Below are 21,984 nucleotides of genomic sequence, written 5' to 3' on the forward strand. Positions count from 1 at the left end.
CCACCGTAACACTTGGTGACATGAAGAAAGTGCTCGTTCTGGGTGGAAGCCGGTACTTCGGCCGCGGGGTGGTCGAGCGGCTGCGCGACGCCGGGCTGGACGTCACCGTGCTCAACCGCGGTTCCACGCCGGCGCCGACCGGCGTCGCCCACCTGATCGCCGATCGCGACGACGAAGCCGGGCTCGCGGCCGCGCTGGGCTCCCGCTCCTTCGACGTCGTGCTCGACCAGGTCTGCTACACCCCGGTCCAGGCCGCGATCGCGCGGCGCGTGCTCCGCACGAAGCGCTACGTGATGACGTCCACGATCGAGGTCTACGACCGGGTCCGGACAGACGTCCCGATGACCGAGTCGCTTGTCCCGGCTTCGCCGGTCGACTTCGGACTTCCTTGGCACGACGAGGATTTCCTCGAACAGAACTACGGCGAAGGCAAGCGACAGGCCGAAGCCGTCTTCGCCGCCGGAGACGTGCCGTTCGCCTCCGTGCGGGTCGCGCACGTCCTCGGCGGCGGCGACTTCACCGGACGGCTGCGGCATTACGTCGAACGAGTGGACGCGGGCGACACCGTCGACATCCACGCGAACCCGCGCCCCTCGACGTTCATCCACGAGCGTGAGATCGCCGACTTCCTCGCCTGGGCCACCACCGAAGACTTCACCGGAGCGGTCAACGCCGGCTCGCACGGCGCGCTGACCGCGGTGGATCTCGCCGCCGCCATCGCGATCGAGCCCCGCTTCCGGGTCGTCGAGCGAGACGCCTCGCCGTTCTCCTTCGACCGGTACGCCGTCCTGGACACCTCGCGGGCGACCGATCTCGGCTTTTCCTTCTCCACCACCACCGACTGGCTCCGCGAAGCCGTCGAAAACGTCAGAAAGGCAGCTTGAGCATGCGCTACCGCAGCATCGGGGACGTCGAGGTCAGCGCGATCGGCCTGGGCGCGATGCCGTTGTCGATCGAAGGACGGCCCGACCGCGATCGCGCGATCGCCACGATCCACGCCGCACTCGACGCCGGTGTCACGCTGATCGACACGGCCGACTCCTATCACTGGCACGCGGGCGAAACCGGGCACAACGAGGTACTGATCGCCGACGCGCTGGCCACCTACGGCGGCGGCACGGACGCGGTGCTCGTCGCGACCAAGGGCGGCCGTGGCAGGCCCGGTGACGGCTCTTGGACCGTGACCGGGACACCCGCGCACCTCAAGAGCGCCTGCGAAGGTTCACTGAAACGGCTCGGCGTCGACACGATCGGGCTGTACCAACTGCACAAGCCCGACGACAACGTGCCGTGGGCGGATTCCGTCGGCGCCATCAAGGACTTGGCCGACGAAGGCAAGATCCGGCTCGCGGGTGTGTCCAATGTGTCCAGTGCGCAGATCCTCGAAGCCCGCGCGATCCTCGGCGAAAAACTGGTTTCGGTGCAGAACGAGCACTCCCCCGCGGAACTGGCGCACGAACCGGAACTGGCTCTGAGCACGGAACTCGGGCTCGCCTACCTCCCGTGGGGCCCGCTCGGCGGGATCTCCGGCGCGGCTCAGATCGGCGCGGCGCACGCGGGTTTCCTCGCGGTGGCGGAGGAACACGGCGTCAGCCCGCAGCAGGTCTGCCTGGCGTGGCTGCTCGCGAAGTCGCCTTCGGTGATCGCGATCCCCGGGTCCACCAGGCCGGCGACGATCCGGGATTCGGCGGCCGCGGCCGATCTCGTGCTGAGTGCCGCGGACCTCGCCCGCCTGCCATGACGATCAGGCGCTGGCCACCAGCGTCACGCCGAGGGCGATCATCATCGCGGCGACCAGGCCGTCCAGCACCCGCCACGACGACGGCTTGCGGAAGAACCCGCTGAGCAGGCGCGCCCCGAAGCCGAGCACGAGGAACCAGCTCACGCTGGCGGTCACCGCGCCGACGCCGAACGCCCACCGGCCGCCGCCGTGCCCCGCGGCGATCGCGCCGAGCAGCAGCAGGGTGTCCAGGTAGACGTGCGGGTTCAGCCAGGTGAGCGCCAGCGTGGTCAGCACGATGCGGCGCCGCGACCCGCCGGTCTCCGGGCCCCCGGTTTCCAGCGTCGACGGCTTGAAGGCACGACGGGCGGCGAGAGCGCCGTAACAGAGCAGGAAGGCGCCGCCGACGAGGGCGACGATGGTCAGCGCTTCGGGTGATGTCCCGATCAGCGCGCCCACACCGCCGACGCCGAGGCTGACCAGGATGACGTCCGAGACGATGCAGATCAGCACCACCACGAGCACCGCTTCCCGGCGGATGCCCTGGCGCAGCACGAAGGCGTTCTGCGCGCCGATCGCGACGATGAGGGCCAGGGTCGCGCCGAAACCGGCGCCTGCGCTGAACAGAACGTTTCCCATACGAAGAACACTAGGAAGCGTGATGCCAACAGTACAGCTAAAGATTCTTACGTAACATTAGCGCTCGTGATGACAGATCTGCCGGTCGACCTGGTCCGCACCCTCCTGGCGGTCGCCGATGAAGGCACGCTCGACGCCGCCGCGGCGGCCCTGCACGTGACGCCATCGGCGATCAGCCAGCGCGTCAAGGCGCTCGAACAGCGCACCGGCCGGGTCCTGCTGATCCGCACGAAACCGGTGCGGCTGACCGAGTCCGGGCAGGCGGTGGTGCGCTTCGGCCGTCAACTGGCGTTGCTGGAGGCCGACACCCGGGCCGAACTCGGCCTGACCGCGGGCGACGGACCGGTCCGGCTGCCGATCGCGGTGAACGCCGACTCACTGGCGACCTGGTTCCTGCCCGCGCTCACGCGGGTGCCGCCGGAGCAGAAGATCTGCTTCGAACTGCACCGCGAGGACCAGGACCACACCATGGCCCTGCTGCGGGGAGGAGTGGTGATGGCGGCGGTGACGTCGTCGCCCGATCCGGTCGCGGGCTGTTCGGTGCACCGGCTCGGGCACATGCGCTACCTGGCCGTCGCCAGTCCGAGCCTCGGCACGGACCTCGCCGAGGCCCCCGTGATCGTCTTCGGCCGCCACGACGACCTCCAGGACCGCTTCGCCCGCGAGCGCGGCACGACCACCGGTCCGATGCGGCACCACGTCCCGTCGTCCGAAGGGCTCTTCGAGGCCGTCGCGGCCGGGATGGGCTGGGGCATGCTGCCGCTCGCGCAGATCGGGGACCGCCTGCGCGACGGCACCTTCGTCTGTCTCGACCCGGACCACCCGATCGACGTACCGCTGTTCTGGCAGCAATGGAAGCTCGACTCCCCCGCGCTCGCCGCCGTGTCGGCGGCCGTCATTTCCGCGGCCACGGATCTGCTGCTCGACCCACACGGATGAGGACGCGCTCACCGGCGCGTTCGTGAGATCCTGGGCGCATGACGCGCGCATTGCACCTGGTCGGGGAAGAGGAAGCGGACCGGCTGCTGACCGAAGACCCGTTCGCGCTGCTCGTCGGGATGCTCCTCGACCAGCAGTTCCCGATGGAACACGCGTTCCGTGGCCCGCAGAAGATCGCGGACCGGATGGACGGTTTCGACATCAGGAAGATCTACGAAATCGACACTGAGACCTTCGTCGAGCTCTGCGTGGTCCCGCCCGCGATCCACCGCTACGGCGGGTCAATGGCCCGGCGGGTGAAGGACCTCGCCCAGCACGTCGTCGACCTCTACGACGGTGACGCCGCCGGGATCTGGACGGCGGGCCGTCCCAAGCCGGACGGCCCCGAGGTCCTCAAACGACTCAAGGCGCTGCCCGGCTTCGGCGACCAGAAGGCCGCGATCTTCCTGGCCCTGCTCGGCAAGCAGCTCGGCGTGCAGCCCAAGGGCTGGCGCGCGGCCACCGGTTCGTACGGCGACCGCGGCTCGCGGCGTTCGATCGCCGACGTCACGAGCGCCGAAACCCTCGCCCAAGTACGCGCCTTCAAGAAAGCCGCCAAAGCAGCCGCACGGACAAGCTGACCCGAGCATCCACCGATTGGTCGATGGCGGGCTCCACCACATTGCGCGACAGCCCTGGCCGCGCGGTCGATTCGGCGCACCCTTGCCGAACGGCATGGTTCTCGTATGGCCATCATCGAGGTGGAAGACCTCGTCAAACGCTACGGCGACCACACCGCGGTGGACGGGGTCGGTTTCGCCGTCGAAGAGGGCGAGATCTTCGGCATTCTGGGTCCCAACGGAGCGGGAAAGACCACGACCGTCGAGTGCATCGAAGGGCTGCGCACTCCGGACGGCGGGGCCATCCGGGTCTGCGGGATCGACCCGCACCGCGACACCGGTGAGCTGCGGCGGCTGCTCGGAGCGCAGCTGCAGCAAAGCGAGCTGCCGGACAAGCTCAAGGTCGGCGAGGCGATGGAGCTGTACAGCTCCTTCTACCGCGAACCGGCCGACTGGCGGGTACTGCTCGGCACCCTCGACCTGACCGACAAGGTCGACACCCAGTTCCGCAGGCTGTCCGGCGGGCAGAAGCAGCGGCTGTCGATCGCGCTCGCGCTGATCGGCAACCCGAAGGTGGCGGTGCTCGACGAGCTCACCACCGGCCTCGACCCGCAGGCCCGCCGTGACGCGTGGGACCTGATCGAGGGCATCCGCGACCGCGGCGTCACGATCCTGCTGGTCACGCACTTCATGGAAGAGGCGGAACGACTGTGCGACCGGCTCGCGGTGATCGACTCCGGCCGGCTCGTCGCGCTCGACACCCCGGCCGGGCTGGTCTCCAGCGTCGACGACCGGCAACGCATCCGGTTCCGGCCGTCCGCCCCGCTGGACCACGCCGTGCTGACCGCGTTGCCCGAGGTCATCTCGGTCGAGCGGGCAGGCGGCCGGCTCGTCGTCACCGGCACCGGAAACCTGCTGCTCGCCGTGACCACCGTGCTCGCCCGCAACCACGTCACCGCCGCCGGTCTGCGAGTCGAGCAGGCCTCGCTGGACGACGCGTTCGTCGCGCTCACCGGCCGCCCCAGCGACTCCTGAGGAGAGCACCATGTCCGCCTTGTCCCGGCTCACCGCCACCGAGACCAAACTCTTCTTCCGTGAGCCGATGCTCGTGTTCTTCGTACTCGCGTTCCCTCCGATCCTGCTCGTCATCCTCGGCGCGATCCCCGCGATGCGAGAACCCAGCGAAGACCTCGGTGGCGCCCGGGCGATCAGCCTGTACGTGCCGATCATCGTCGCGCTGGGTCTCGCCCTGTTCGCGCTCAACGGCCTGTCCCAGCTGTTCGCCACCTACCGGGAGAAGGGCGTGCTGCGGCGCATGCGGACCACCCCGGTCGAACCGCGGGTCATGATCGGCGCGCAGTTGCTGATGTCCACGATTATGTCCGTGGCGACGATGGTGGTCGTGCTGGCCATCGGCAGGCTGGCGTTCGACGTGAGCCTGCCCCGGCAGCTGCCCGCCTATCTGATCGGTTACCTGCTGGCAGCTCTGGCGATGTTCACGATCGGCCTGCTGGTCGCTTCGCTCGCGCCGAACGGCAAGAGCGCCGGCGCGATCGGGACCTTGCTGTTCTTCCCGCTCGCGTTCTTCGCGGGTCTCTGGGTGCCGCGAGCCGAGATGAACGACGTCCTGCGGACGATCAGCGACTTCACCCCGCTGGGCGCAGGCGTGCAATCATTGCAGGACGCCACCGCCGGTCACTGGCCACAACCGCTGCACGCGGCCGTCCTGCTGGGGTGGACGATCGTGGCCGGTGGGCTGGCCGCCCGGTACTTCCGCTGGGAGTAAGTCGTGAGCATCGAAGCGGAGCTGCGTGCGGAATTCGACCGCTGGGAGCGCCGGGAGACCACCGTCTTCAAGGTCCTCCCGTACGTCCTCCTGGCGGTCAGCACCGCCGTCACGCTGGCGCAGCCGGGCGAGGGCGCCTCGGTGCACGTGCCGGCGGTGCTCGGCCTCACGGTCGTGGTCACGGCCTGGCTGTTCTGGTTCCACACGCTCCATCCGGAATGGCACGAGAACCTCCCGCTGATGGGCCTGTACTACACGGGTCTGCTGATGCTCGCCGCCTGCCTGGTGGCGATCGCGCCCTTCTACGGCTTTTTCATCTTCATCGGTTATCCCCAAGCGCTCCAATACCTGAAAGGCCGCTGGAGGTACGCCGGCGTCGCCGCTACGGCGGTGATCGCGGCGGCGGCGTACCTGGGCGGGATAGCCAACATCATGGCCGAAGACCTGTGGTGGGCATGGCTGGCGATCGGTCTGATCAGCACGGTGCTGGCGTCGTTCTTCTTCTACTTCGCCGAAATGGCCGACCAGCGCAACGACAAGCAGAAGCGCGCGCTCGTCGAGTTGCACAAGGCCAACGTCAAGCTGGAGGCGGCACTGGAGGAGAACGCCGGCCTGCACGCCCAGCTGCTGGTCCAGGCGCGCGAGGCCGGGGTGCTCGACGAGCGGCAGCGGATCGCGCGGGACATCCACGACACCCTGGCCCAGGGCCTGGCCGGCATCCTCACCCAGCTCCAGGCCGCCGAGCAGACCATGGACGAGCCTTCGGCGCTGCACCACCGTTTGACGAACGCGATGAACCTGGCCAGGGAGAGCCTGGCCGAGGCCCGCCGGACGGTGCACGCGGTGGGGCCCTCGGCGCTGGCCGAGGCCCGGCTCCCGGACGCGATCGGCGACGTGGCCAGGCGCTGGTCGGACGTACACCGCATCGACGCGGTGCTGACCACCACCGGCGACCCCCGGCCGATGCATGCCGACGTCGAGGTGACGCTCCTGCGCGCCGCGCAAGAGGCGCTCGCCAACGTGGCCAAGCACGCGCAGGCGGGCCGCGTCGGCCTGACCCTGTCGTACATGGAGGATCTTGTGACGCTGGATGTGCGCGACGACGGGGTGGGCTTCGAGCCCGACGCCAAGCGTGCCAACGATTCCACCGACGGCGGGTTCGGGCTGGCCGGTATGCGGCAGCGAGTGCGGCGCCTCGCCGGACGGTTGGAGATCGAGTCGGAGCCGGGTGGTGGCACCGCGATCTCGGCTTCGGTGCCGGCGATTCCGGCCGGGGGTGAGCGATGATCTCGTTGCTGATCGTCGACGACCATCCGGTGGTACGGGACGGGTTGCGGGGCATGTTCAGCGCCGACCCGCGCTTCGAGGTCCTCGGTGAGGCCGGTGACGGCGCGGCGGCCATCGCCGCCGGAGCGAAACTCCGGCCTGACGTGATCCTGATGGATCTGCGGATGCCGGGGACCGACGGCGTCACCGCCATCAAGGAGCTGGCGAAACGCGGGGTGCCCTCGCGGGTGCTCGTGCTCACCACGTACGACACGGACAGCGACGTGCTGCCGGCCATCCAGGCCGGTGCCACCGGCTACCTGCTGAAAGACGCGCCAAGGGACGAACTGTTCCGCGCGGTGGAGGCGGCCTCGCGTGGGCAGGCGACGCTCTCCCCGGCCGTCGCGACCCGGCTGATGGGGCAGATGCGGCAACCGGCGTCGGAGTCGCTCTCGCAGCGTGAGCTGGAGGTCCTGAAACTGATCGCCCAGGGCTCGACGAACCGCGAGGCGGCGAAGCAGCTGTTCATCAGCGAAGCGACGGTCAAGACACACCTGCTGCACGTGTACGCGAAGCTGGGAGTCAACGACAGGGCAGCGGCCGTGGCCGCCGCGTTCTCCCACGGCTACCTCACACCACGCGGCTGACAGGTGATCGGCGTCGCGGCTACTTCGCGGCTCCCGGCCACGGACCCGGCGTCTCGGCCGGCAGCTCGGCCTGCTCGGTTTCGGTGCGGACCAGCCGGAATCCGCGCGCCTGATAGTTCTTGAGCGCGGCCGGGCCGTCGGTGGTGCAGGTGTGGACCGTGACGCGGCGCGTCGACGCATGGCCCGGCCAGCGCTCCGCGAGCGCCCACGCCTCCCGCAGCGCGACGGTCAGCAGGTGCCCGCCGACACCCTTTCCGACGAACGACGACATCAGGCCGAAGTACGCGAGTTCGACAGTGCCTTCCATGCCTTCCACGCCTTCCACGCTGCCGTCGAGTTCGAAGAAGCCGCACGGCGTCCCCTGCGCGTAGGCGACCCAGGTCTCGACGCCCGGCCGGTCCAGCCATTCGGTCCACTGCCGCCAGGTCCAGCCGAGCCGGTCGATCCAGAACCAGTCGCCGCCGACGGCGGTGTAGAGGTAGCGGTTCAGCTCCGGGCTGACCAGTTCGGCGCGGGTGACCTCCACCGGGACGGCGGGCGGTTTCGCCGCGCTCAGGTCGCTCGGCGAGGTCTGTTCGAGATGCCAGGTCGTGATCTCCATCCGGCGATCATTTCAGCTACACCCGGGCGAACCACAGCACGTCCGGTTCCCCTTGCGGTACCGGGATCTTCAGCTCGCGCACCTCGCCGAACCGCGCTCGCAACCGCTTCGCGAACGAGGGCACCGCCTCGGCGCTCCAGATTCCGAGCACGCCGCCCGGCTTCAGCCGTGCGGTGAGCATGTCGAGACCGTCGTTCGCGTACAGCCGGGCGTTGCCGTCGGTGACCGTCCACTCAGGACCGTTGTCGATGTCGACACACAGCGCGTCGAAGCGCTCCTCCGTATGGCGCAACCACTTCACCAGATCGGCCTCGACGACGGTGACCCGTTCGTCGGCGAGGGCGTCGCCATGAACGTCCTTGAGCGGGCCCTCGCGATTCCAGCCGATCACGGCGGGCTCGCGTTCGACGACCACGATCTCGCCGACGCCTGGATGGTCCAGCGCGGCGCGCAGCGAATAGCCGACTCCGAGTCCGCCGATGAGCATCCGTGCCTTGCGCGGCACCAGATCCGCCGCCACCGAGACCAGCAGCCGCTCCGATTCACCGTTGCGGGTGTCCATCAGGAAGACCCCGTTGGCGATGACCTCGAAATCGTCCCCGGCGCGACGAAGCACCAATTCGCCACTCTTGCCGGCCACCACGTCGAGTACGTCGGTCATCCGGGCACCCTAGCGGCGATGGTCACAGCAGTCCCGACAATTCGTACAACCGCGAAGGCTGTAGCGGGATCGCCTCCGACGCTTCTAACCTTGAAGCGTCGGAGGTGGTTCTCATGCACGCGACCGTCGGAGACGAGATCCACGTGCACGGACGCACGGTGGGTTCGGCCGAACAGCACGGTGAAATCCTCGAAGTCCGCGGCGAACACGGCGCTCCGCCGTACCTCGTCCGGTTCCGGGACGGGCACGAAGGGCTGGTCTATCCCGGCCCCGATTGCGAAGTCCAGACTCGCGGCGAGTAGCCGTCACTCGGCCATGGCGGGCTGCCGCGCGCGGCTCCGCCAGCCCGCCACGACCACGGCCGCGCTCAGCGCGGTCAGCACCGCCGCGATCTCGGGCAGCAGAAGCGGCCCGCCGCCGCTGAGCACCGCTCCCCCGACGACGCCGGAGAGTCCGACGCCGAGGTAGATCGCGGACGCGTTGAGCGAGAGGACGAGCCCGGCGTTCCGCGGGGACAGCTCGATCAGGCGGTGCTGGATCGGCGGGTTGATCGACCAGGTGGCCAGGCCCCAGAGGAAGAGGACCACGGCCGCACCGGCGATGCTGGTCGCCACCAGCGGCAGCATCGCGAGTACCACGGTGATCCCGCCGAAGACGATCAGCAGCGGCCGCCGGGCGCCCCAGCGGTCGGTCGCGCGGCCGCCGAGGACGTTGCCGAGCGCGCCGCCCGCGCCGTAGACGAACAGCAGCAGGCTCACTGTCGTGCCTTGGACGCCTGCCGTGGCGAGCAGGACCGGCGAGATGAACGTGTAGACGGAGAACGCGGCGAGGCAGCCGAGCACGGTCGCGCCGAGCATGGCGAGCACGCGCGGGTCCCTGGCCACGGTGAACCGCTCGGCCAGCCGGACCGGAGGCGGCGCCGGGACGGCGGGCAGGACCATCCGGACGGCGAAGGCGCCTAGGAGTGAGAAGGCCGCGACGAGCGCGAAGACAGCTTGGTAGCCGACGCTCTGCGAAAGGACACTGCCGAGCGGGACGCCCAGGATCGTCGCGATGGTCAGCCCGCCGAAGACGAGCGCGACCGCCCGGCCCCGGCGTTCGGGCGAGGTGAGTTCGGCGGCGACGGCGCTGGCGGCCGGGGTGAACACGGCCGCGCCGATCGCGGTGACGACCCGCGCCAGGAGCAAGGTCACGTAGCCGGGCGCGAGGGCGGCGAGGGCGTTGCCGAGCGCGGTGACGACGAGGGCGGCGACCAGCAACGTGCGCCGCTCCCAGCGGCCGGTGACCGCGGCGAACAGCGGGGAGCCGATCGCGTACGCGATGGCGAAGACGGTGACCAGCTGGGCGGCGGCCGTCTCGGAGACCCCGAGCTCGCCGGTGAGCGCGGGCAGCAGCCCGGCGACGACGTAGCCGCTGGTGCCGACCGCGAACGTGCCGAGCGCCAGCACCGAGGTCCTAGGTGGTGCGAAGGTCATGACTCCCCAGCTCCAGACCCCTTTTCGCGCACTTCCCGCGGAGGGCGCCAGATCGCACTTAGGCCGCGAAAGTCGACTTGGGGTCATTGTTCGATGGTTGTCGTAGTTCGATGGTGACCGTACTACGAACTCGCCAGAAGTTCGAGGGGCGTCGTACTATGGATCCATGGCCGCGCCCACTGCCCAGCAGTACGTCTACCCCGAGCAGGACGAGATCCGGATCGAGGCGGTCCTCGCCGCGCTCGCGGACCCGGTGCGGCTCGACATGGTCCGGCAGCTGGCGGACCCCGGCACGGAGATCTCGTGCAGCGGTTTCGAGGTCTCGGTGACGAAGTCCACACTCACCCATCACCTGCGCACCCTCCGCGAAGCGGGCATCATCAGGGGCCGCCAGCAGGGCACCGCGCGCTACAACTCCTTGCGCCGCAACGATCTCGATCAGCTGTTCCCGGGCCTGCTCCAGGGCGTCCTCGCGGCCCGCCGCTGAGGGTGGGCAGCCTCACCCCGTCGCGGGATGACAAAGGCACCCTTGATCCGTTGAACTAGAACGCGGGACAGCTCGTCGACGTCGGGGCCGCACGCGCTGTCTTCTTTCATGTCCACCACCTAAATCGATTCAGGTGCCCATCCGCGACGGTGGGCGAGTAATCGTTTACCCCCAGTACGACCCTCGAAAGGAGAGCCGTGCCCGTCGCGCTTTTCGCGCTCGCCATCGGTGCCTTCGGCATCGGAACCACCGAGTTCGTCATGATGGGCGTGCTGCCCGAAGCCGCCAAGGATTTCGGCGTGTCGATCCCGTCCGCCGGTTACCTCATCTCCGGCTACGCCCTCGGCGTGGTGGTCGGAGCCCCGCTGCTCACCGCCGCCGCCGTCCGGCTGCCGCGCAAGACCATGCTGCTCGCGATGATGGGGCTGTTCACCCTCGGCAACGTCCTCTTCGCGCTGTCGCCGAACCAGGAGTTCGGCGTCGCCTTCCGCTTCCTCGCCGGCCTGCCGCACGGCGCGTTCTTCGGCGCCGGCGCCGTCGTCGCGTCCAGCCTGGCCAAGCCGGGTGAGCGCGCGAAGGCCGTCTCGATGATGTTCATGGGCCTGACCCTGGCCAACGTCGTCGGCGTACCGCTGGGGACCCTGCTCGGCCAGAAGGTCGGCTGGCGCGCCACCTTCGGCGTCGTCGCCCTGATCGGGCTGGTCGCCATCGCGGCCATCGCGAAAATGGTCCCTCACCAGGGCAAACCCACCGAGCCGTCGTTGCGCGGCGAACTCGGCGCCTTCCGCCGCCCGCAGGTGTGGCTCGCGCTGGCGATCGTCACCTTCGGCCTCGGCGGCGTGTTCGCCTGCTTGTCCTACATCGCGCCGATGCTGACCGACGTCACCGGCTTCTCGCCGTCGAACGTCACCCTGCTGCTCTCGCTGGCCGGGGTCGGTATGACGATCGGCAACTACGTCGGCGGCAGGCTCGCCGACAAGGCGCTGATGCCGAGCCTGTACGTCGCCCTGATCGGGCTCGCCACGGTGCTGGCGATCTTCACCTTCACCGCGAACGGGAAGGTCGGCGCCGCGGTGACGATCTTCTTCGTCGGCCTGTCCGGCTTCATGATCGGCCCGATGATGCAGGCCAGGATCATGGAGAAGGCGGGCGGCACACCGTCGCTGGTGTCGGCCGCGGTGCAGTCGGCGTTCAACATCGCCAACTCGATCGGCGCCTACCTCGGCGGCCTGGTGATCGCGGGCGGCCTCGGCCTGGTCGCGCCCAACTGGGTCGGCGCGTTACTGGCGGTGCTGGGACTCTCACTGGCCGTGGTCTCCGGCGGTCTCGACCGCCGCGAAGCCCGGCTCACCCCGGCGATGGCCTCCTGACCCGAGTACCTGAAGGCCCCCTGTCTTTAAGGGGGCCTTCAGGTACTTCAGGAGAAGGGGCCGCCGGTGATCGTGAAGGCGATGAAAAGGATCAAGACAGAAAGCGCGCCATAAGTGAGGACGTCGACGGGCTTGCCCCGGATCGCCAGGAGCCCCGCCTTCGCGTCCGGCAGGACCGCCCTCAGCAGACCCGCGAGCATCAGCGCCCCGCCGATCAGCGCGGCGCCCTGACGCCAGTGGTACTGGCCGATCCGCAGGGCGGCGACGGCCACCACCAGCATCACCAGCAGGAACGGCAGGTGATGGAGCAGTGCCCCACGGTCACGACGCTGTCCGGCCACCGCCATCAGTCCTCGTCCTTCACGGTCTCGCGGGCAAGTCGATTCACACCGTCAGTATCCCGGGTGAGTTACCGGACAGCAGGTCAGGGCGTCTTCCGAATTGTCAAGAGCGGCAAAACCCACATGCGGGGTGCACAGAGCGGCGGATACGGTCAAAATGTGACCGTGGCACAACCGACGACTCAGTTGAACGCGACCGAGCAGGACACCCTGGTCAAGCAGATCGGGCTCGCTCTGCTGCGGGCCGCGCCGCGCGATTGGCGGAAGGTGACCGCCGAGTACCGAGCCGTCGGCAGGTACCACGAGATGACCGGCGAGATCGTCACGGAGGACGGCACCGCGCATGAGTGGGTCGCGACCCACGACATCGCGACGCTCTTCGGCAGGCTCCGCGCCGGCATGTATCGCGACGGCCGTGGCACGTGGTTCAACGCGCGCTATCAGCTCGACCACCCGTCCAGCTATAACCTCGAGTACAACCGCGACGAGCCCACCTGGCGACTCGCACCGCCTCCGCAGGCGCTTTCGGACGAGCTGCGCATGTTCCCCCGCTCCGAGGAGAACGTGCCCGAGTGGCTGATCAGGCGCATGTCCGGCCTCAGCCCCGAGCATTCCGGACCGCATTTCCGCATCGCCCGCATCTTCGACACCATCGGCCCGGCGGGCCGTCCGGTGATCAACCGGCCCGATCTCGAGATCGAAGAGCAGGACAGGCTGCTCGAATACCTCGACCACGCGCCGCTGGTGGTCACCGAGCGCGGCTACGACATCGACAGGCTCGCGCAGACCCCCGAGGCCACCGTCCCGGTCGCCTTCCACAGCGACGGCCAGTGGATCTGGCCCGCCGCCGTCAACTTCTACCTGCGCGAGTACGGCGTCTCGCCGGAACTCGACCTGATCGAGCACGTCCGGACGAACGGTTTCGCGCACCCCGAGGTGGACGAACCGACGCTGCAGGCCGCGGCGGGGTACCTCACCCGGGGGAATCAGCCCCCTCAGCAGCGTCCCAACGGCCCGGGTGGTCCCGGTGGCCCCAACGGCGTCCCCAATGGACTCAACGGCGGCCTCGGCGGCCCAGGCGGTCCCGGAGGACCGAACGGCCCCGGCGGGCCTGGTGGTCCCGGTGGGCCACCTCCGCAGGGCCCGCACCAGAACGGTCCGGCACAGAACGGTCCGGTACAGAGTGGACCCGGGCAGAACGGCCCCGTGCCGCCGCTGAACCAGGGTGCGCCCGGCCCGAACCCGGCCGCGCAGCCGCCCGTCCCGCCGCCGCACCAGCCGGCCGCGGAACCGGCGGTGGTGGCCGCTGCCGCTGCCGCTCCGGTCGCCGCCGCCGCGGCGGTCCCTTCGGCGGCCGAGGTCGCCGCTCCGGACCAGGCCGAGCAGGCCCAACGGTACGAAGAGGACTACGACACTCAGGACTACCAGGCGCAGGACTTCCACGAGGCCGCCGCCGAGCAGCAGTACCACCACGACGGCTACGACGGGCAGTACCCGCACGAAGAGGCGCAGTTCCACGAGTCCGAACAGGACGTCTACGCCGACGAAGCCCGGCAGGACGAGGAACCGCGCCAGCACGGCGAGCCCGAGCAGGCACCGGAAGCCGCCCCGGCGTTCAGCCGCGGCCTGCAGCCGCCCGCCGCGGACCCCGAGGCCACCACGTACGCGCGGCCCGCGCAGGTGGACGGCTACGACCACCACAACGAAGAGACGGCCGCCTACCCGCCGGAGAACGACGAGGAAGAGGCGACCACGGGCTATTCACCGGTCGAGCAGGCCGACGCCGGCCCGCCGCTGCCCCTCCTCACGCACGACGCGGAGGTGCCCGGCGAGCCCCCGTTTTCGGACTCCGAGGTCACGCAGGTCGACGGCTCCGCGCCGGAGCGGCCCGCCCCCGTGGCGGCCGCGCACGTGCCCTTGCCGGAACCGCAGCGTGCAGACGCCCCGCGTCGCGCGGCGCCGGAGCGGCCTCGCCGCCCCGAGTACCCCGTGCCGGTGCTGAACGAGCTGCAGTCGAAGTTCGACGAGCTCGACGTCGCCGAAGACGTCTACCGCATCGGCTCCCCCGCCGACCACGGCTGGAGCGTCGAAGAGGTCGACGGCGGTGGCTGGCGAGTCGGCTGGTACGACGGGAAGCTGACCAACCCGGCGGTCTTCGGCGACGCCGAGGACGCGGCCGCGTTCATGCTCGGCAAGGTCCTGCTGAACCCGAACGGCGCCCCGCCTGTCGACGACCAGCCTGCCGACGACCAGCTCGTCGACGCGCAGCCCACGATCGAAGAGCTGCCCGTCGAGGAGCCTCCTCCGGCTCCGGCGCCGCCCGTGCTGGCGACGCTGTCCCCCGAGATCGCCACCGGTTCACACCCGGTGCCGCCGCGGGAAGCGATCCCGCCGCAGGAGCAGACGGCGTTCACCACGGCCGCGGAGCTGCTCGGGGACGACCTGGACGACGAGCCCGCCTCCGCGGTGGTCCCGCCCGCACCCCCGGTGCGGCCGAACCCGACGCTGGCGAGCCCGCCGCCCGCCCCGCCCCGGCGTGAACCGCCGGTGGCGCCTCCGCCGCCGTTGCGGCGCGAGGAACCGGCCCGCCCGCCCGCCCCGCAGAGCGCCGGGGCCCCCGACAGCAAGCAGAACTGGCCGATCTCCCCGCTCGGCGGCGAACCGCCGCTGACGTTGTTCCGCGGCAAGGAACTGCGTGAGCTTCCCGCGGGCAGCGAGCTGGACCGCTTCGGCGGCCCGAACGGCAACCTGACCTACGCGGCCGGGACGCCGTTCGAGGAGCGCTCGCTCGTTCCGGAGTGGGTGAACCGGCCGTATCACGTCTACCGCGTTCAGCGTCCGCTCGAAGCGCTCGCCGGAGTGGCGATCCCGTGGTTCAACCAGCCCGGTGGCGGGTCGGCGTACCTGCTGCCGGCGTCCATCGAGGAACTGCTCGCCGAGGGCGACCTCATCGAGCTGGACCCGGGCGAACCGCCGATCGACTGAGGTCCCGCAGCGCTATGAACGGGCCTTTCCTTGCAAAATTTGCAAGGAAAGGCCCGTTCATAGCATCCGGGGTCAGTGGATGACGAGACCGTGGGCGGCGGCGTAGGCCATCGCGATGTCGACGTCCACGTGCACACCCGCGAGGTTCGCCTGCACCAGGCCGTTGGCGTCGATCCGCGCGCCGCGCAGGTCGGCCCCCGCCATTTTCGCCCCGGCCAGCCGGGCACCGGTGAGATCCGCGCCGCGCAGGTCCGCGCCGGTGAGGTCCGCCTCGAGCAGGTTGGCCTCGCGCAACCGCAGACCGGCCAGATCCACTTTGGACAGACGGGCGAGGCTGAGCGACACCAGCGAGAGATCGCATTCGGTGAACGCGATCTTCTGGAACCGGCAGTCCACAAAGGACGAACCGAGCATCGAGCAGGAACTCCACCGCGTACTGGCGAGGACGGAGCGGTCGAAGGTGCACGACCGGAACGCCGACGCCTCGTGTCGCGAGCCCTCGAAGTCGGCCTTGGTGAAGTCGCACTGGTCGAAGGTGCAGCCCTGGGTGCGCAGCCCGCGCAGGTCGGCTTCGGTGAAATCACAGCCGACGAAACTGCGTTTTTCCCACCATTGCTGGGAAAGTACGGCTTCTCGGAAATTCGAAGCACTCGTTCCCGCTGAGAATTCATCGGACGGGTCCTCGGCAGTCTCGATCACCTGTTCAGGATCGCATACCCGCTCAGGGCCAGGAAATCCCGTCGAACAACGCGCGCAGTCTCGCCGCCCGCGCCTCCGACGACGCGGCGATCCACCCGATCCGGCCGAGCAGGTGGGCGCGGAAGTCCGGGTGCCCGGCGCGGTTCTGCGCGTCCGGCCCGGTGCGGGCACAGTTGTGGAGCAGGGCGCGCAGCGCGTCGTAGTCGGCGCGGGCCGCCGCGGGCGTGCTGTTGACCACCAGGCCCGCGACCCGTTGCCGCTGGTGCGCGGCGGCGACCGACGTCTTGTCGTCGCGCAGCCGGAAGCCCTCGTCGGTGACGATCCGCCGGACGCCGGGCAGCAACCGGTGCAGCGGCAGGGAATCCCCGGAGAACGCCAGATCGTCGGCGTACCTCGTGTAGGCCGCGCCCAAGGAGCGCGCGAGGCCCGCGAGCCGCCGGTCGAGATGGCAGGTGATCGCGTTCGCGACCGCGGGTGACGACGGCGCGCCCTGCGGCAGATGCGTGGCCGCGAGGTTGTTCAGCATCCGCACGCGGGCCGGATCCCGCCGCCCGTCCGGAGCGGTGGCGAGGACATCGGGCGGGGCGGCCGTGGTGAGCAGGCCCGCCAGCGCCTCCGCCACCGCGGCCGGATACCCGGCGAGCTTGAGCAGCGAAGTGATCCGGCGCGCGGACACGGTGGGGAAGAACCCTTCGAGGTCCATCCTGACCACGATCCCGCGCCCGGCATGCGGGGCGGCACAGGACATCGCCGAACGCCCGCGACGGAACCCGTGCGCGGCCTCGTGCACCGGCAGGGCTTCGACGACGTGCCGCACGATCCTGCGCTGCAGTTCGGCGAGCCGCGGTTTCGGTCGTTCGATGAGCCGCACGCCGCCCGAGGCCGTCGGGATCCAGCGGTGGCTGTAGTGCCGGACCGGATCGGCGGCGCGCCGGTTCCAGCCCTTCGCGTCGGCGAACCAGGACAGTTCGCCCGGAGTCAGGTCGAGTGCGGCGGCACAGTCGTCGAAGGTCGCCCACCGGGCCACCTGCCAGCGCCAGACCGGCATCGGCCCGAGAAGCGACGCGGAGGTGACTTTTTCTCCTGTCATCCGCGCGGACCTGTACGCGAAGCATGCCGCTCTCGCGCGGGGCGCCTTGTCTTGCCGTCCTCGTACTCCCCGGGGTTGCCCCGGAGTGGGTGGTGATCCACCGGCTCACCTCCGCGTCGCGATCACCACCCTACCGATTTCAGCGGGCCGGGATGATCTCCGCGCCGGAGACGTACTTCATCGCCTCGATGAAGCCGGGGTCGTTCATGCGGCGCTCCATCTCCGGGTAGTCGAGGTCGAAGAGCCGGGTCTGGATCCACCACAGGTTGCCGAACGGGTCGCGGACCCGGCCGACGCGGTCGCCGAAGAAGAGTTCCGTCTGCCTCGTGACCTCTTCGGCGCCCGCCTCGACGGCCCGCCGCTGCGTCTCCACGCTGTCCTCGACGTAGAGACGCAGGTACGCCGGGGTCTCGACCCAGTCGTCCTGCGCGTCGAACAGCATGACGACGGAGTCGCCGACCCGGACCTCGGCGTGCCCGATCTTGCCGCCCCCGACGTACACCGGCTCGCCCATCGGCTCGGCGTCGAAGACCCGCTTGAGGAAGTCGATCACGCCCGCGGTGTCGCGCGAGATGATCCAAGGGGTCACCGAGTGGTAGCCGGCGGGGATCGGGCTGGCGGCGGCGTTCGTGCTGGTCATCAGGGGTTCTCCTCGGTCGTTTTCCGCGTTGAGGAGAACGTTAGAACCCGTATAGGACAGATTACGTCCTAATTCGAACTCAGCAGGAACGGCGGTTTCGCCTCTCGCCACTCCGGCATGTCCAGGGAGTTGAGCGCCTCGACGATGCGCTTCTCCTCGTAGCGGAAATGCGTCTCCATGATCGCGGTGAGCCCGTCGAGTTCCCGCTGGAAATGCAGGATCTCGGCCGGGCTCGACGCCGGGCCGACGCCGCCGACCAGCTCTTCGAGCCGTTCGATGATCCCGGTCATGACGTCGTGGTCGTGCGCGAGCTCTTCGAGCACCGGCCGCAGTTCGGGGATTTTCTCCGCCAGCACGAGGAAAGCACCGCCGTCCTCCCCGGTGTGATGCCTGGTCAGCGCGGAGCAGAAGGTGAGGCAATGCGCCCGGAGATCGCGCAGCCGCGCGGCACGCCCGTCCGCGACCGACCCGAGGTCGTCATGCAGCGTGGCCAGCTCTTTACGCAGCCAGTTGTGAACCTGAACGAGTTGATTTCCGAACGCCGTCAGCCGGCCGTTCGATGAAGAAGGGGTTTCCATGATTTCCCATGGTCTGACGCCTCCGCGCCCACGACGGTCTCTTTGCCGGGTGCACTGCGACGTTGATCGAACTACAGCATGGGCACCACCGGGCCGTCAAGTGCGGTCAGCGGAAGTCACGGGATTTGGCGGTGATCCGCAGCGGCAGGTACCGGATCTGTTCGGCGAGGATGTTCACCACGTCGCCGGTGCGCTCGACCACGCCGCGCACGAGCAGCGCGGGGCTGCCCCGCGCCACCCGGTGGTAGCGCTGCCATACCCCCATCGTGCAGATGATGTTGATCATCCCCGTCTCGTCCTCGAGGTTCATGAAGGTGACGCCGCCCGCCGTCGCCGGCCGCTGGCGGTGGGTCACCGCGCCACCGGTCAGAACCCTGGTGCCGTGCGGGATCTCGCGCAGGCCGGCCGACGTCACGACGCCGAGTTCGTCGAGGTGGCCCCGGACGAACTGGGTCGGGAAGCTGTCCGGTGACACCCCGGTGGCCCAGACGTCCGCGGCCGCGACGTCGATTTCGTCCATACCCGGCAGCATCGGCGCCTTGGCCCCGGTGGTGAGGCCGGGCAGTTTCTCCAGGCTTTCGTCGGCGACCGCGCCCGCCGCCCAGAGCGCGCTTCGCCTGCTCTCGCCGAAACAAGCGAACGCGCCGGCCGTGGCCAGCGCCTCCACCTGAGGTTTGGTCAGGCGCACGCGCCGGGCGACCTCGGACAGGTCCACGAACGGTCCGCCGCGGGTGCGCTCCTCGACGATCTCCTTCGCCAGTTTCTCGCCGATCATCCGCACGGTGGACAGGCCGCCGCGCACGGCGAGGAGTTCTTCCCCGTCCGGCAAGGGTTCCAGCGTCGCGTGCGGGAGGCTGGCGTTGATGTCGGGGCCGAGTACCCGCACCCCGTGCCGCCGGGCGTCGGCGACCAGTGACTGCGGCGAGTAGAACCCCATCGGTTGCGCGCGCAGCAATCCGGCCAGGAACGCGTCGGGATGGTAGTGCTTGAAATACGCGCTCGCGAACACCAGCAGGGCAAAACTCAGCGCGTGGCTTTCCGGGAAGCCGAAATTCGCGAACGCCTTGAGCTTGACGAAGATCTTCTCCGCCAGTTCCTCACCGATGTCGTTTTTCGCGGCGCCGTCGAGGAAACGCCGTTTGAGCCGTTCCATCTTCCGTTCCGACCGTTTGGCGCCCATCGCGTGACGCAACTGATCGGCCTCCGCCGCGGTGAAATCGGCGACGTCGAGGGCGATCTGCATCATCTGTTCCTGGAACAACGGGACGCCGAGGGTCTTCTCCAGCGCGTTCTCCAGCTTCGGATGGTCGAAATCCCATTTCTCCTGGCCGTTCTTACGCCGGATGTAGGGATGTACCGAACCGCCCTGGATCGGCCCGGGGCGGATCAGCGCGACCTCGACGGCGAGGTCGTAGAACGTCTTCGGTTTCAAGCGCGGCAGGGTGGCCAGTTGCGCCCGGCTCTCCACCTGGAAGACGCCGATCGCGTCGGCACGGCAGAGCATTTCGTAGATGTTCTGATCCTTGAGATCCAATTCGGAGATGTCGACCTCTTCCCCTTTGTGGTCGTGAACCAGGTCGATCATATAATGGAGGGCCGACAACATTCCGAGCCCGAGCAGGTCGAATTTGACCAGTCCCGCGGCGGCGCAGTCGTCCTTTTCCCACTGCACCACACTGCGGTTCTCCATCCGGGCCCATTCGATCGGGACGACCTCGCTCACCGGCTGCTTGCAGATCACCATCCCGCCGGAATGGATGCCGAGATGCCGAGGGAAGTCTTCGAGCGCGAAGGCCAGTTCGACGACTTCGCCCGGGATGTCGTGATCGTGGTCCTTTTCCGTGGACCGCAACGCTCCCCAGCGGTCGATCTGCTTGCTCCACGCGTCCTGCTGGCCGGGCGAGTACCCCAGTGCCCGCGCCGCGTCCCGGACCGCGGACCGCGCCCGGTAGGTGATCACGTTCGCCACCTGCGCGGTGTTCAGCCTGCCGTATTTCCCGTAGACGTACTGGATGACCTCCTCACGGCGATCGGATTCGATGTCGAGGTCGATATCCGGGTAGCCGTCGCGGTCGGGCGCGAGGAACCGTTCGAAGAGCAGGTTGTAGCGCACGGCGTCGACCTTGGTGATGCCGAGCGCGTAGCAGACCGCCGAGTTCGCGGCCGATCCCCGGCCTTGGCAGAGGATGTTTTCCTGACGGCAGAACCGCACGATGTCCCACACGATCAGGAAGTAGCCGGGGAATTCAAGTTTCTCGATGATCTCCAGTTCGTGCCGGATCAGCTTCCGCGCCTTCTCGCGGTACTCCTCGCTCTTGTTCTTCTCGTGCTTCTTCGCGCCTTCAAGGGTGAGTTCCCTGAGATAGGAGGCTTCGGTGCGCCCTTCCGGCAGTTCGAACGGCGGCAGTTCCGGCCGGAGGTGGTGGAGTTCGAACGCGCATTCCCGGCCGAGCAGCGCCGCCCGCTGCACCGCACCCGGGTACCGCGCGAAGATCTCGGCCATCTCCTCCCCCGAACGCAGGAACGCCGTTCCCGCCGCGGGCAGCCAGCCCTCCATCTCCTCCAGCCCGCGTCGCGCGCGGATGGCGCTGAGCGCGTCGGCGAGCGGGGCCCGTTCCGGGCGCGCGTAGTGCGCCGCCGTGGTCGCCACCGTCGGCAGCCCGAACTCCTCGGCCATCTCGCTCAGCAGGTCGTTGTGCGTACTGTCCAAGGGAAGGCTGTGGTCGATCAGTTCGACGTAGACGTTGTCCCGGCCGAAGCAGTCGACGAGTTCCTTCAGTTTCACCACCGCCGCGGCGGGACCTTCGGTGACGAGTGCCTTCCGCACCGCGCCCTTGCGGCACCCGGTGAGCACCACGCACTGCCCGCCGACCTCTTCGGCGACCGCGCGCAGGTCGTAGACCGGCCTGCCCTTCTCCGCCCTTTCCTTGGCGGACAACGTCTCCCGGTCGAACCCGTGCAACTGTCCGGCGGTGATCGCCCGGTTCAGGCTGAGGTAGCCGTTCATTCCCTTGGCCAGCAACAGCAGATGCTCGCCTTCGGGATCGGCGAACCCGTTCTGCGGCCCGGACAGCCCGAAGCTGAGTTCCGTGCCGAAGACGGTGTGCACGCCCAGTTCCCTGGCGGCTTCGGCGAACCGCACCACGCCGTACATGCCGTCGTGATCGGTGAGCGCGATCGCGTCCAGCCCCAGCCGGGCGGCCTCCTCCACCAGTTCCTCGGGATGGCTCGCCCCGTCGAGGAAGCTGAAGTTCGAATGGCAGTGCAGTTCGGCGTACGGCATCCGGCGCGCCGTGGCCCCGTCGTCGTCCCCGATCAGTCCCGTCAGGTCGGCGGGGCGCTGATAGCCGTGCCGCTTGGCGCTCCAGGCGGGGCTGTCCCCGCCGTCGCCGGGAGGGACCTCACCCGCGAGTGAGCGGGCGAGGTCCTTCCAGGGACGCGGAGGGTTGTTCCAGCCCATC

At 69.2% G+C, this 21,984-nt stretch carries 22 protein-coding genes; 12 read left to right on the forward strand and 10 right to left on the reverse strand.

From position 1 onward, the window contains the following. Positions 1 to 20: 20 nt before the first annotated feature. Together ACLJRL_RS13470 and ACLJRL_RS13475 are read left to right on the forward strand one after the other, a co-directional pair. Positions 21 to 884, forward strand: coding sequence for an NAD-dependent epimerase/dehydratase family protein (locus tag ACLJRL_RS13470; RefSeq protein WP_410656472.1), 864 nt, complete (start codon positions 21 to 23; stop codon positions 882 to 884). Between the two features lie 2 nt (positions 885 to 886). After that, positions 887 to 1,741: an aldo/keto reductase gene (locus tag ACLJRL_RS13475; RefSeq protein WP_410656473.1), complete on the forward strand. Its 855-nt coding sequence runs from the start codon at positions 887 to 889 to the stop codon at positions 1,739 to 1,741. Positions 1,742 to 1,744: 3 nt separating this feature from the next. Here the strand turns inward: ACLJRL_RS13475 and ACLJRL_RS13480 are convergent, their stop codons facing one another. Beyond that, a complete protein-coding gene (locus ACLJRL_RS13480; protein WP_410656474.1) occupies positions 1,745 to 2,359 on the reverse strand; it encodes a LysE/ArgO family amino acid transporter in 615 nt (204 codons plus the stop codon). Positions 2,360 to 2,425: 66 nt separating this feature from the next. Here ACLJRL_RS13480 and ACLJRL_RS13485 point away from each other — a divergent pair, with 66 nt between their 5' ends. The 6 genes from ACLJRL_RS13485 to ACLJRL_RS13510 all read left to right on the forward strand — a co-directional run bounded on the left by ACLJRL_RS13485 (position 2,426) and on the right by ACLJRL_RS13510 (position 7,596). Beyond that, a complete protein-coding gene (locus tag ACLJRL_RS13485) occupies positions 2,426 to 3,298 on the forward strand; it encodes a LysR family transcriptional regulator ArgP (protein WP_410656475.1) in 873 nt (290 codons plus the stop codon). 38 nt (positions 3,299 to 3,336) lie between these two features. Further along, a complete protein-coding gene (locus tag ACLJRL_RS13490) occupies positions 3,337 to 3,918 on the forward strand; it encodes an HhH-GPD-type base excision DNA repair protein (RefSeq protein WP_410656476.1) in 582 nt (193 codons plus the stop codon). Between the two features lie 105 nt (positions 3,919 to 4,023). Beyond that, positions 4,024 to 4,932 carry an ABC transporter ATP-binding protein gene (locus ACLJRL_RS13495; RefSeq protein WP_410656477.1) on the forward strand — a complete coding sequence of 303 codons (909 nt, stop codon included), beginning with the start codon at positions 4,024 to 4,026 and terminating at the stop codon, positions 4,930 to 4,932. A gap of 10 nt (positions 4,933 to 4,942) precedes the next feature. After that, positions 4,943 to 5,683 carry an ABC transporter permease gene (locus tag ACLJRL_RS13500; protein ID WP_410656478.1) on the forward strand — a complete coding sequence of 247 codons (741 nt, stop codon included), beginning with the start codon at positions 4,943 to 4,945 and terminating at the stop codon, positions 5,681 to 5,683. A 3-nt stretch (positions 5,684 to 5,686) separates the two neighbouring features. After that, positions 5,687 to 6,970 (forward strand): sensor histidine kinase, encoded by a 1,284-nt coding sequence (locus ACLJRL_RS13505; RefSeq protein WP_410656479.1) that lies wholly within the window; start codon positions 5,687 to 5,689, stop codon positions 6,968 to 6,970. After that, a complete protein-coding gene (locus ACLJRL_RS13510) occupies positions 6,967 to 7,596 on the forward strand; it encodes a response regulator (protein ID WP_410656480.1) in 630 nt (209 codons plus the stop codon). Before ACLJRL_RS13505 ends, ACLJRL_RS13510 begins: the two co-directional genes overlap by 4 nt. Positions 7,597 to 7,615: 19 nt before the next feature. Here ACLJRL_RS13510 and ACLJRL_RS13515 read toward each other — a convergent pair whose 3' ends face one another. Further along, on the reverse strand, positions 7,616 to 8,197 hold the full coding sequence (locus ACLJRL_RS13515; RefSeq protein WP_410656481.1) for a GNAT family N-acetyltransferase: 582 nt from the start codon (positions 8,195 to 8,197) through the stop codon (positions 7,616 to 7,618). Between the two features lie 16 nt (positions 8,198 to 8,213). Then, the gene (locus ACLJRL_RS13520) at positions 8,214 to 8,858 is read right to left on the reverse strand and encodes a spermidine synthase (RefSeq protein WP_410656482.1); all 645 of its coding nucleotides are present in this window, start codon (positions 8,856 to 8,858) and stop codon (positions 8,214 to 8,216) included. Positions 8,859 to 8,971: 113 nt separating this feature from the next. On the opposite strand from ACLJRL_RS13520, the gene ACLJRL_RS13525 reads away from it, so the two are divergent. Then, positions 8,972 to 9,160 (forward strand): DUF1918 domain-containing protein, encoded by a 189-nt coding sequence (locus ACLJRL_RS13525; protein ID WP_410656483.1) that lies wholly within the window; start codon positions 8,972 to 8,974, stop codon positions 9,158 to 9,160. Between the two features lie 3 nt (positions 9,161 to 9,163). Here the strand turns inward: ACLJRL_RS13525 and ACLJRL_RS13530 are convergent, their stop codons facing one another. Then, positions 9,164 to 10,333, reverse strand: coding sequence for an MFS transporter (locus ACLJRL_RS13530; RefSeq protein WP_410656484.1), 1,170 nt, complete (start codon positions 10,331 to 10,333; stop codon positions 9,164 to 9,166). Between the two features lie 166 nt (positions 10,334 to 10,499). Here ACLJRL_RS13530 and ACLJRL_RS13535 point away from each other — a divergent pair, with 166 nt between their 5' ends. Next, positions 10,500 to 10,820 carry an ArsR/SmtB family transcription factor gene (locus ACLJRL_RS13535; protein ID WP_410656485.1) on the forward strand — a complete coding sequence of 107 codons (321 nt, stop codon included), beginning with the start codon at positions 10,500 to 10,502 and terminating at the stop codon, positions 10,818 to 10,820. Between the two features lie 197 nt (positions 10,821 to 11,017). Then, entirely contained in the window at positions 11,018 to 12,190 is a 1,173-nt protein-coding gene (locus ACLJRL_RS13540) for an MFS transporter (protein ID WP_410656486.1), read from the forward strand. Between the two features lie 47 nt (positions 12,191 to 12,237). Here ACLJRL_RS13540 and ACLJRL_RS13545 read toward each other — a convergent pair whose 3' ends face one another. After that, positions 12,238 to 12,537 (reverse strand): DUF3017 domain-containing protein, encoded by a 300-nt coding sequence (locus tag ACLJRL_RS13545; protein ID WP_410656487.1) that lies wholly within the window; start codon positions 12,535 to 12,537, stop codon positions 12,238 to 12,240. Positions 12,538 to 12,654: 117 nt separating this feature from the next. Between ACLJRL_RS13545 and ACLJRL_RS13550 the strand changes: the two genes are divergently transcribed. Then, positions 12,655 to 15,516 carry a glycohydrolase toxin TNT-related protein gene (locus tag ACLJRL_RS13550; protein WP_410656488.1) on the forward strand — a complete coding sequence of 954 codons (2,862 nt, stop codon included), beginning with the start codon at positions 12,655 to 12,657 and terminating at the stop codon, positions 15,514 to 15,516. Between the two features lie 72 nt (positions 15,517 to 15,588). Here ACLJRL_RS13550 and ACLJRL_RS13555 read toward each other — a convergent pair whose 3' ends face one another. The 5 genes from ACLJRL_RS13555 to ACLJRL_RS13575 form a co-directional block, all read right to left on the reverse strand. After that, positions 15,589 to 16,212, reverse strand: a complete 624-nt coding sequence (locus ACLJRL_RS13555) for a pentapeptide repeat-containing protein (protein WP_410656919.1) — start codon at positions 16,210 to 16,212, stop codon at positions 15,589 to 15,591. Positions 16,213 to 16,237: 25 nt separating this feature from the next. Next, positions 16,238 to 17,305 (reverse strand): reverse transcriptase family protein, encoded by a 1,068-nt coding sequence (locus ACLJRL_RS13560; protein WP_410656489.1) that lies wholly within the window; start codon positions 17,303 to 17,305, stop codon positions 16,238 to 16,240. Between the two features lie 139 nt (positions 17,306 to 17,444). Next, positions 17,445 to 17,945: a VOC family protein gene (locus ACLJRL_RS13565; RefSeq protein WP_410656490.1), complete on the reverse strand. Its 501-nt coding sequence runs from the start codon at positions 17,943 to 17,945 to the stop codon at positions 17,445 to 17,447. Positions 17,946 to 18,013: 68 nt separating this feature from the next. Beyond that, positions 18,014 to 18,523: a hemerythrin domain-containing protein gene (locus ACLJRL_RS13570; RefSeq protein ID WP_410656491.1), complete on the reverse strand. Its 510-nt coding sequence runs from the start codon at positions 18,521 to 18,523 to the stop codon at positions 18,014 to 18,016. Between the two features lie 106 nt (positions 18,524 to 18,629). Next, on the reverse strand, positions 18,630 to 21,983 hold the full coding sequence (locus ACLJRL_RS13575; protein ID WP_410656492.1) for an error-prone DNA polymerase: 3,354 nt from the start codon (positions 21,981 to 21,983) through the stop codon (positions 18,630 to 18,632). Between the last annotated feature and the right edge of the window lies 1 nt (position 21,984).

This window comes from Amycolatopsis sp. lyj-112, from assembly GCF_046549055.1.
Lineage (GTDB): Bacteria > Actinomycetota > Actinomycetes > Mycobacteriales > Pseudonocardiaceae > Amycolatopsis.

Excerpts from the sequence above, each read along its gene's own strand:
- ACLJRL_RS13475 (WP_410656473.1), top strand. The coding sequence starts at position 887 with ATGCGCTACCGCAGCATCGGGGACGTCGAGGTCAGCGCGATCGGCCTG.
- ACLJRL_RS13545 (WP_410656487.1), bottom strand. The coding sequence starts at position 12,537 with ATGGCGGTGGCCGGACAGCGTCGTGACCGTGGGGCACTGCTCCATCAC.
- ACLJRL_RS13525 (WP_410656483.1), top strand. The coding sequence starts at position 8,972 with ATGCACGCGACCGTCGGAGACGAGATCCACGTGCACGGACGCACGGTG.
- ACLJRL_RS13510 (WP_410656480.1), top strand. The coding sequence starts at position 6,967 with ATGATCTCGTTGCTGATCGTCGACGACCATCCGGTGGTACGGGACGGG.
- ACLJRL_RS13575 (WP_410656492.1), bottom strand. The coding sequence starts at position 21,983 with ATGGGCTGGAACAACCCTCCGCGTCCCTGGAAGGACCTCGCCCGCTCA.
- ACLJRL_RS13560 (WP_410656489.1), bottom strand. The coding sequence starts at position 17,305 with ATGACAGGAGAAAAAGTCACCTCCGCGTCGCTTCTCGGGCCGATGCCG.
- ACLJRL_RS13520 (WP_410656482.1), bottom strand. The coding sequence starts at position 8,858 with ATGACCGACGTACTCGACGTGGTGGCCGGCAAGAGTGGCGAATTGGTG.
- ACLJRL_RS13570 (WP_410656491.1), bottom strand. The coding sequence starts at position 18,523 with ATGGAAACCCCTTCTTCATCGAACGGCCGGCTGACGGCGTTCGGAAAT.
- ACLJRL_RS13535 (WP_410656485.1), top strand. The coding sequence starts at position 10,500 with ATGGCCGCGCCCACTGCCCAGCAGTACGTCTACCCCGAGCAGGACGAG.
- ACLJRL_RS13470 (WP_410656472.1), top strand. The coding sequence starts at position 21 with ATGAAGAAAGTGCTCGTTCTGGGTGGAAGCCGGTACTTCGGCCGCGGG.
- ACLJRL_RS13490 (WP_410656476.1), top strand. The coding sequence starts at position 3,337 with ATGACGCGCGCATTGCACCTGGTCGGGGAAGAGGAAGCGGACCGGCTG.
- ACLJRL_RS13565 (WP_410656490.1), bottom strand. The coding sequence starts at position 17,945 with ATGACCAGCACGAACGCCGCCGCCAGCCCGATCCCCGCCGGCTACCAC.
- ACLJRL_RS13530 (WP_410656484.1), bottom strand. The coding sequence starts at position 10,333 with ATGACCTTCGCACCACCTAGGACCTCGGTGCTGGCGCTCGGCACGTTC.
- ACLJRL_RS13550 (WP_410656488.1), top strand. The coding sequence starts at position 12,655 with ATGCGGGGTGCACAGAGCGGCGGATACGGTCAAAATGTGACCGTGGCA.
- ACLJRL_RS13500 (WP_410656478.1), top strand. The coding sequence starts at position 4,943 with ATGTCCGCCTTGTCCCGGCTCACCGCCACCGAGACCAAACTCTTCTTC.
- ACLJRL_RS13515 (WP_410656481.1), bottom strand. The coding sequence starts at position 8,197 with ATGGAGATCACGACCTGGCATCTCGAACAGACCTCGCCGAGCGACCTG.
- ACLJRL_RS13480 (WP_410656474.1), bottom strand. The coding sequence starts at position 2,359 with ATGGGAAACGTTCTGTTCAGCGCAGGCGCCGGTTTCGGCGCGACCCTG.
- ACLJRL_RS13495 (WP_410656477.1), top strand. The coding sequence starts at position 4,024 with ATGGCCATCATCGAGGTGGAAGACCTCGTCAAACGCTACGGCGACCAC.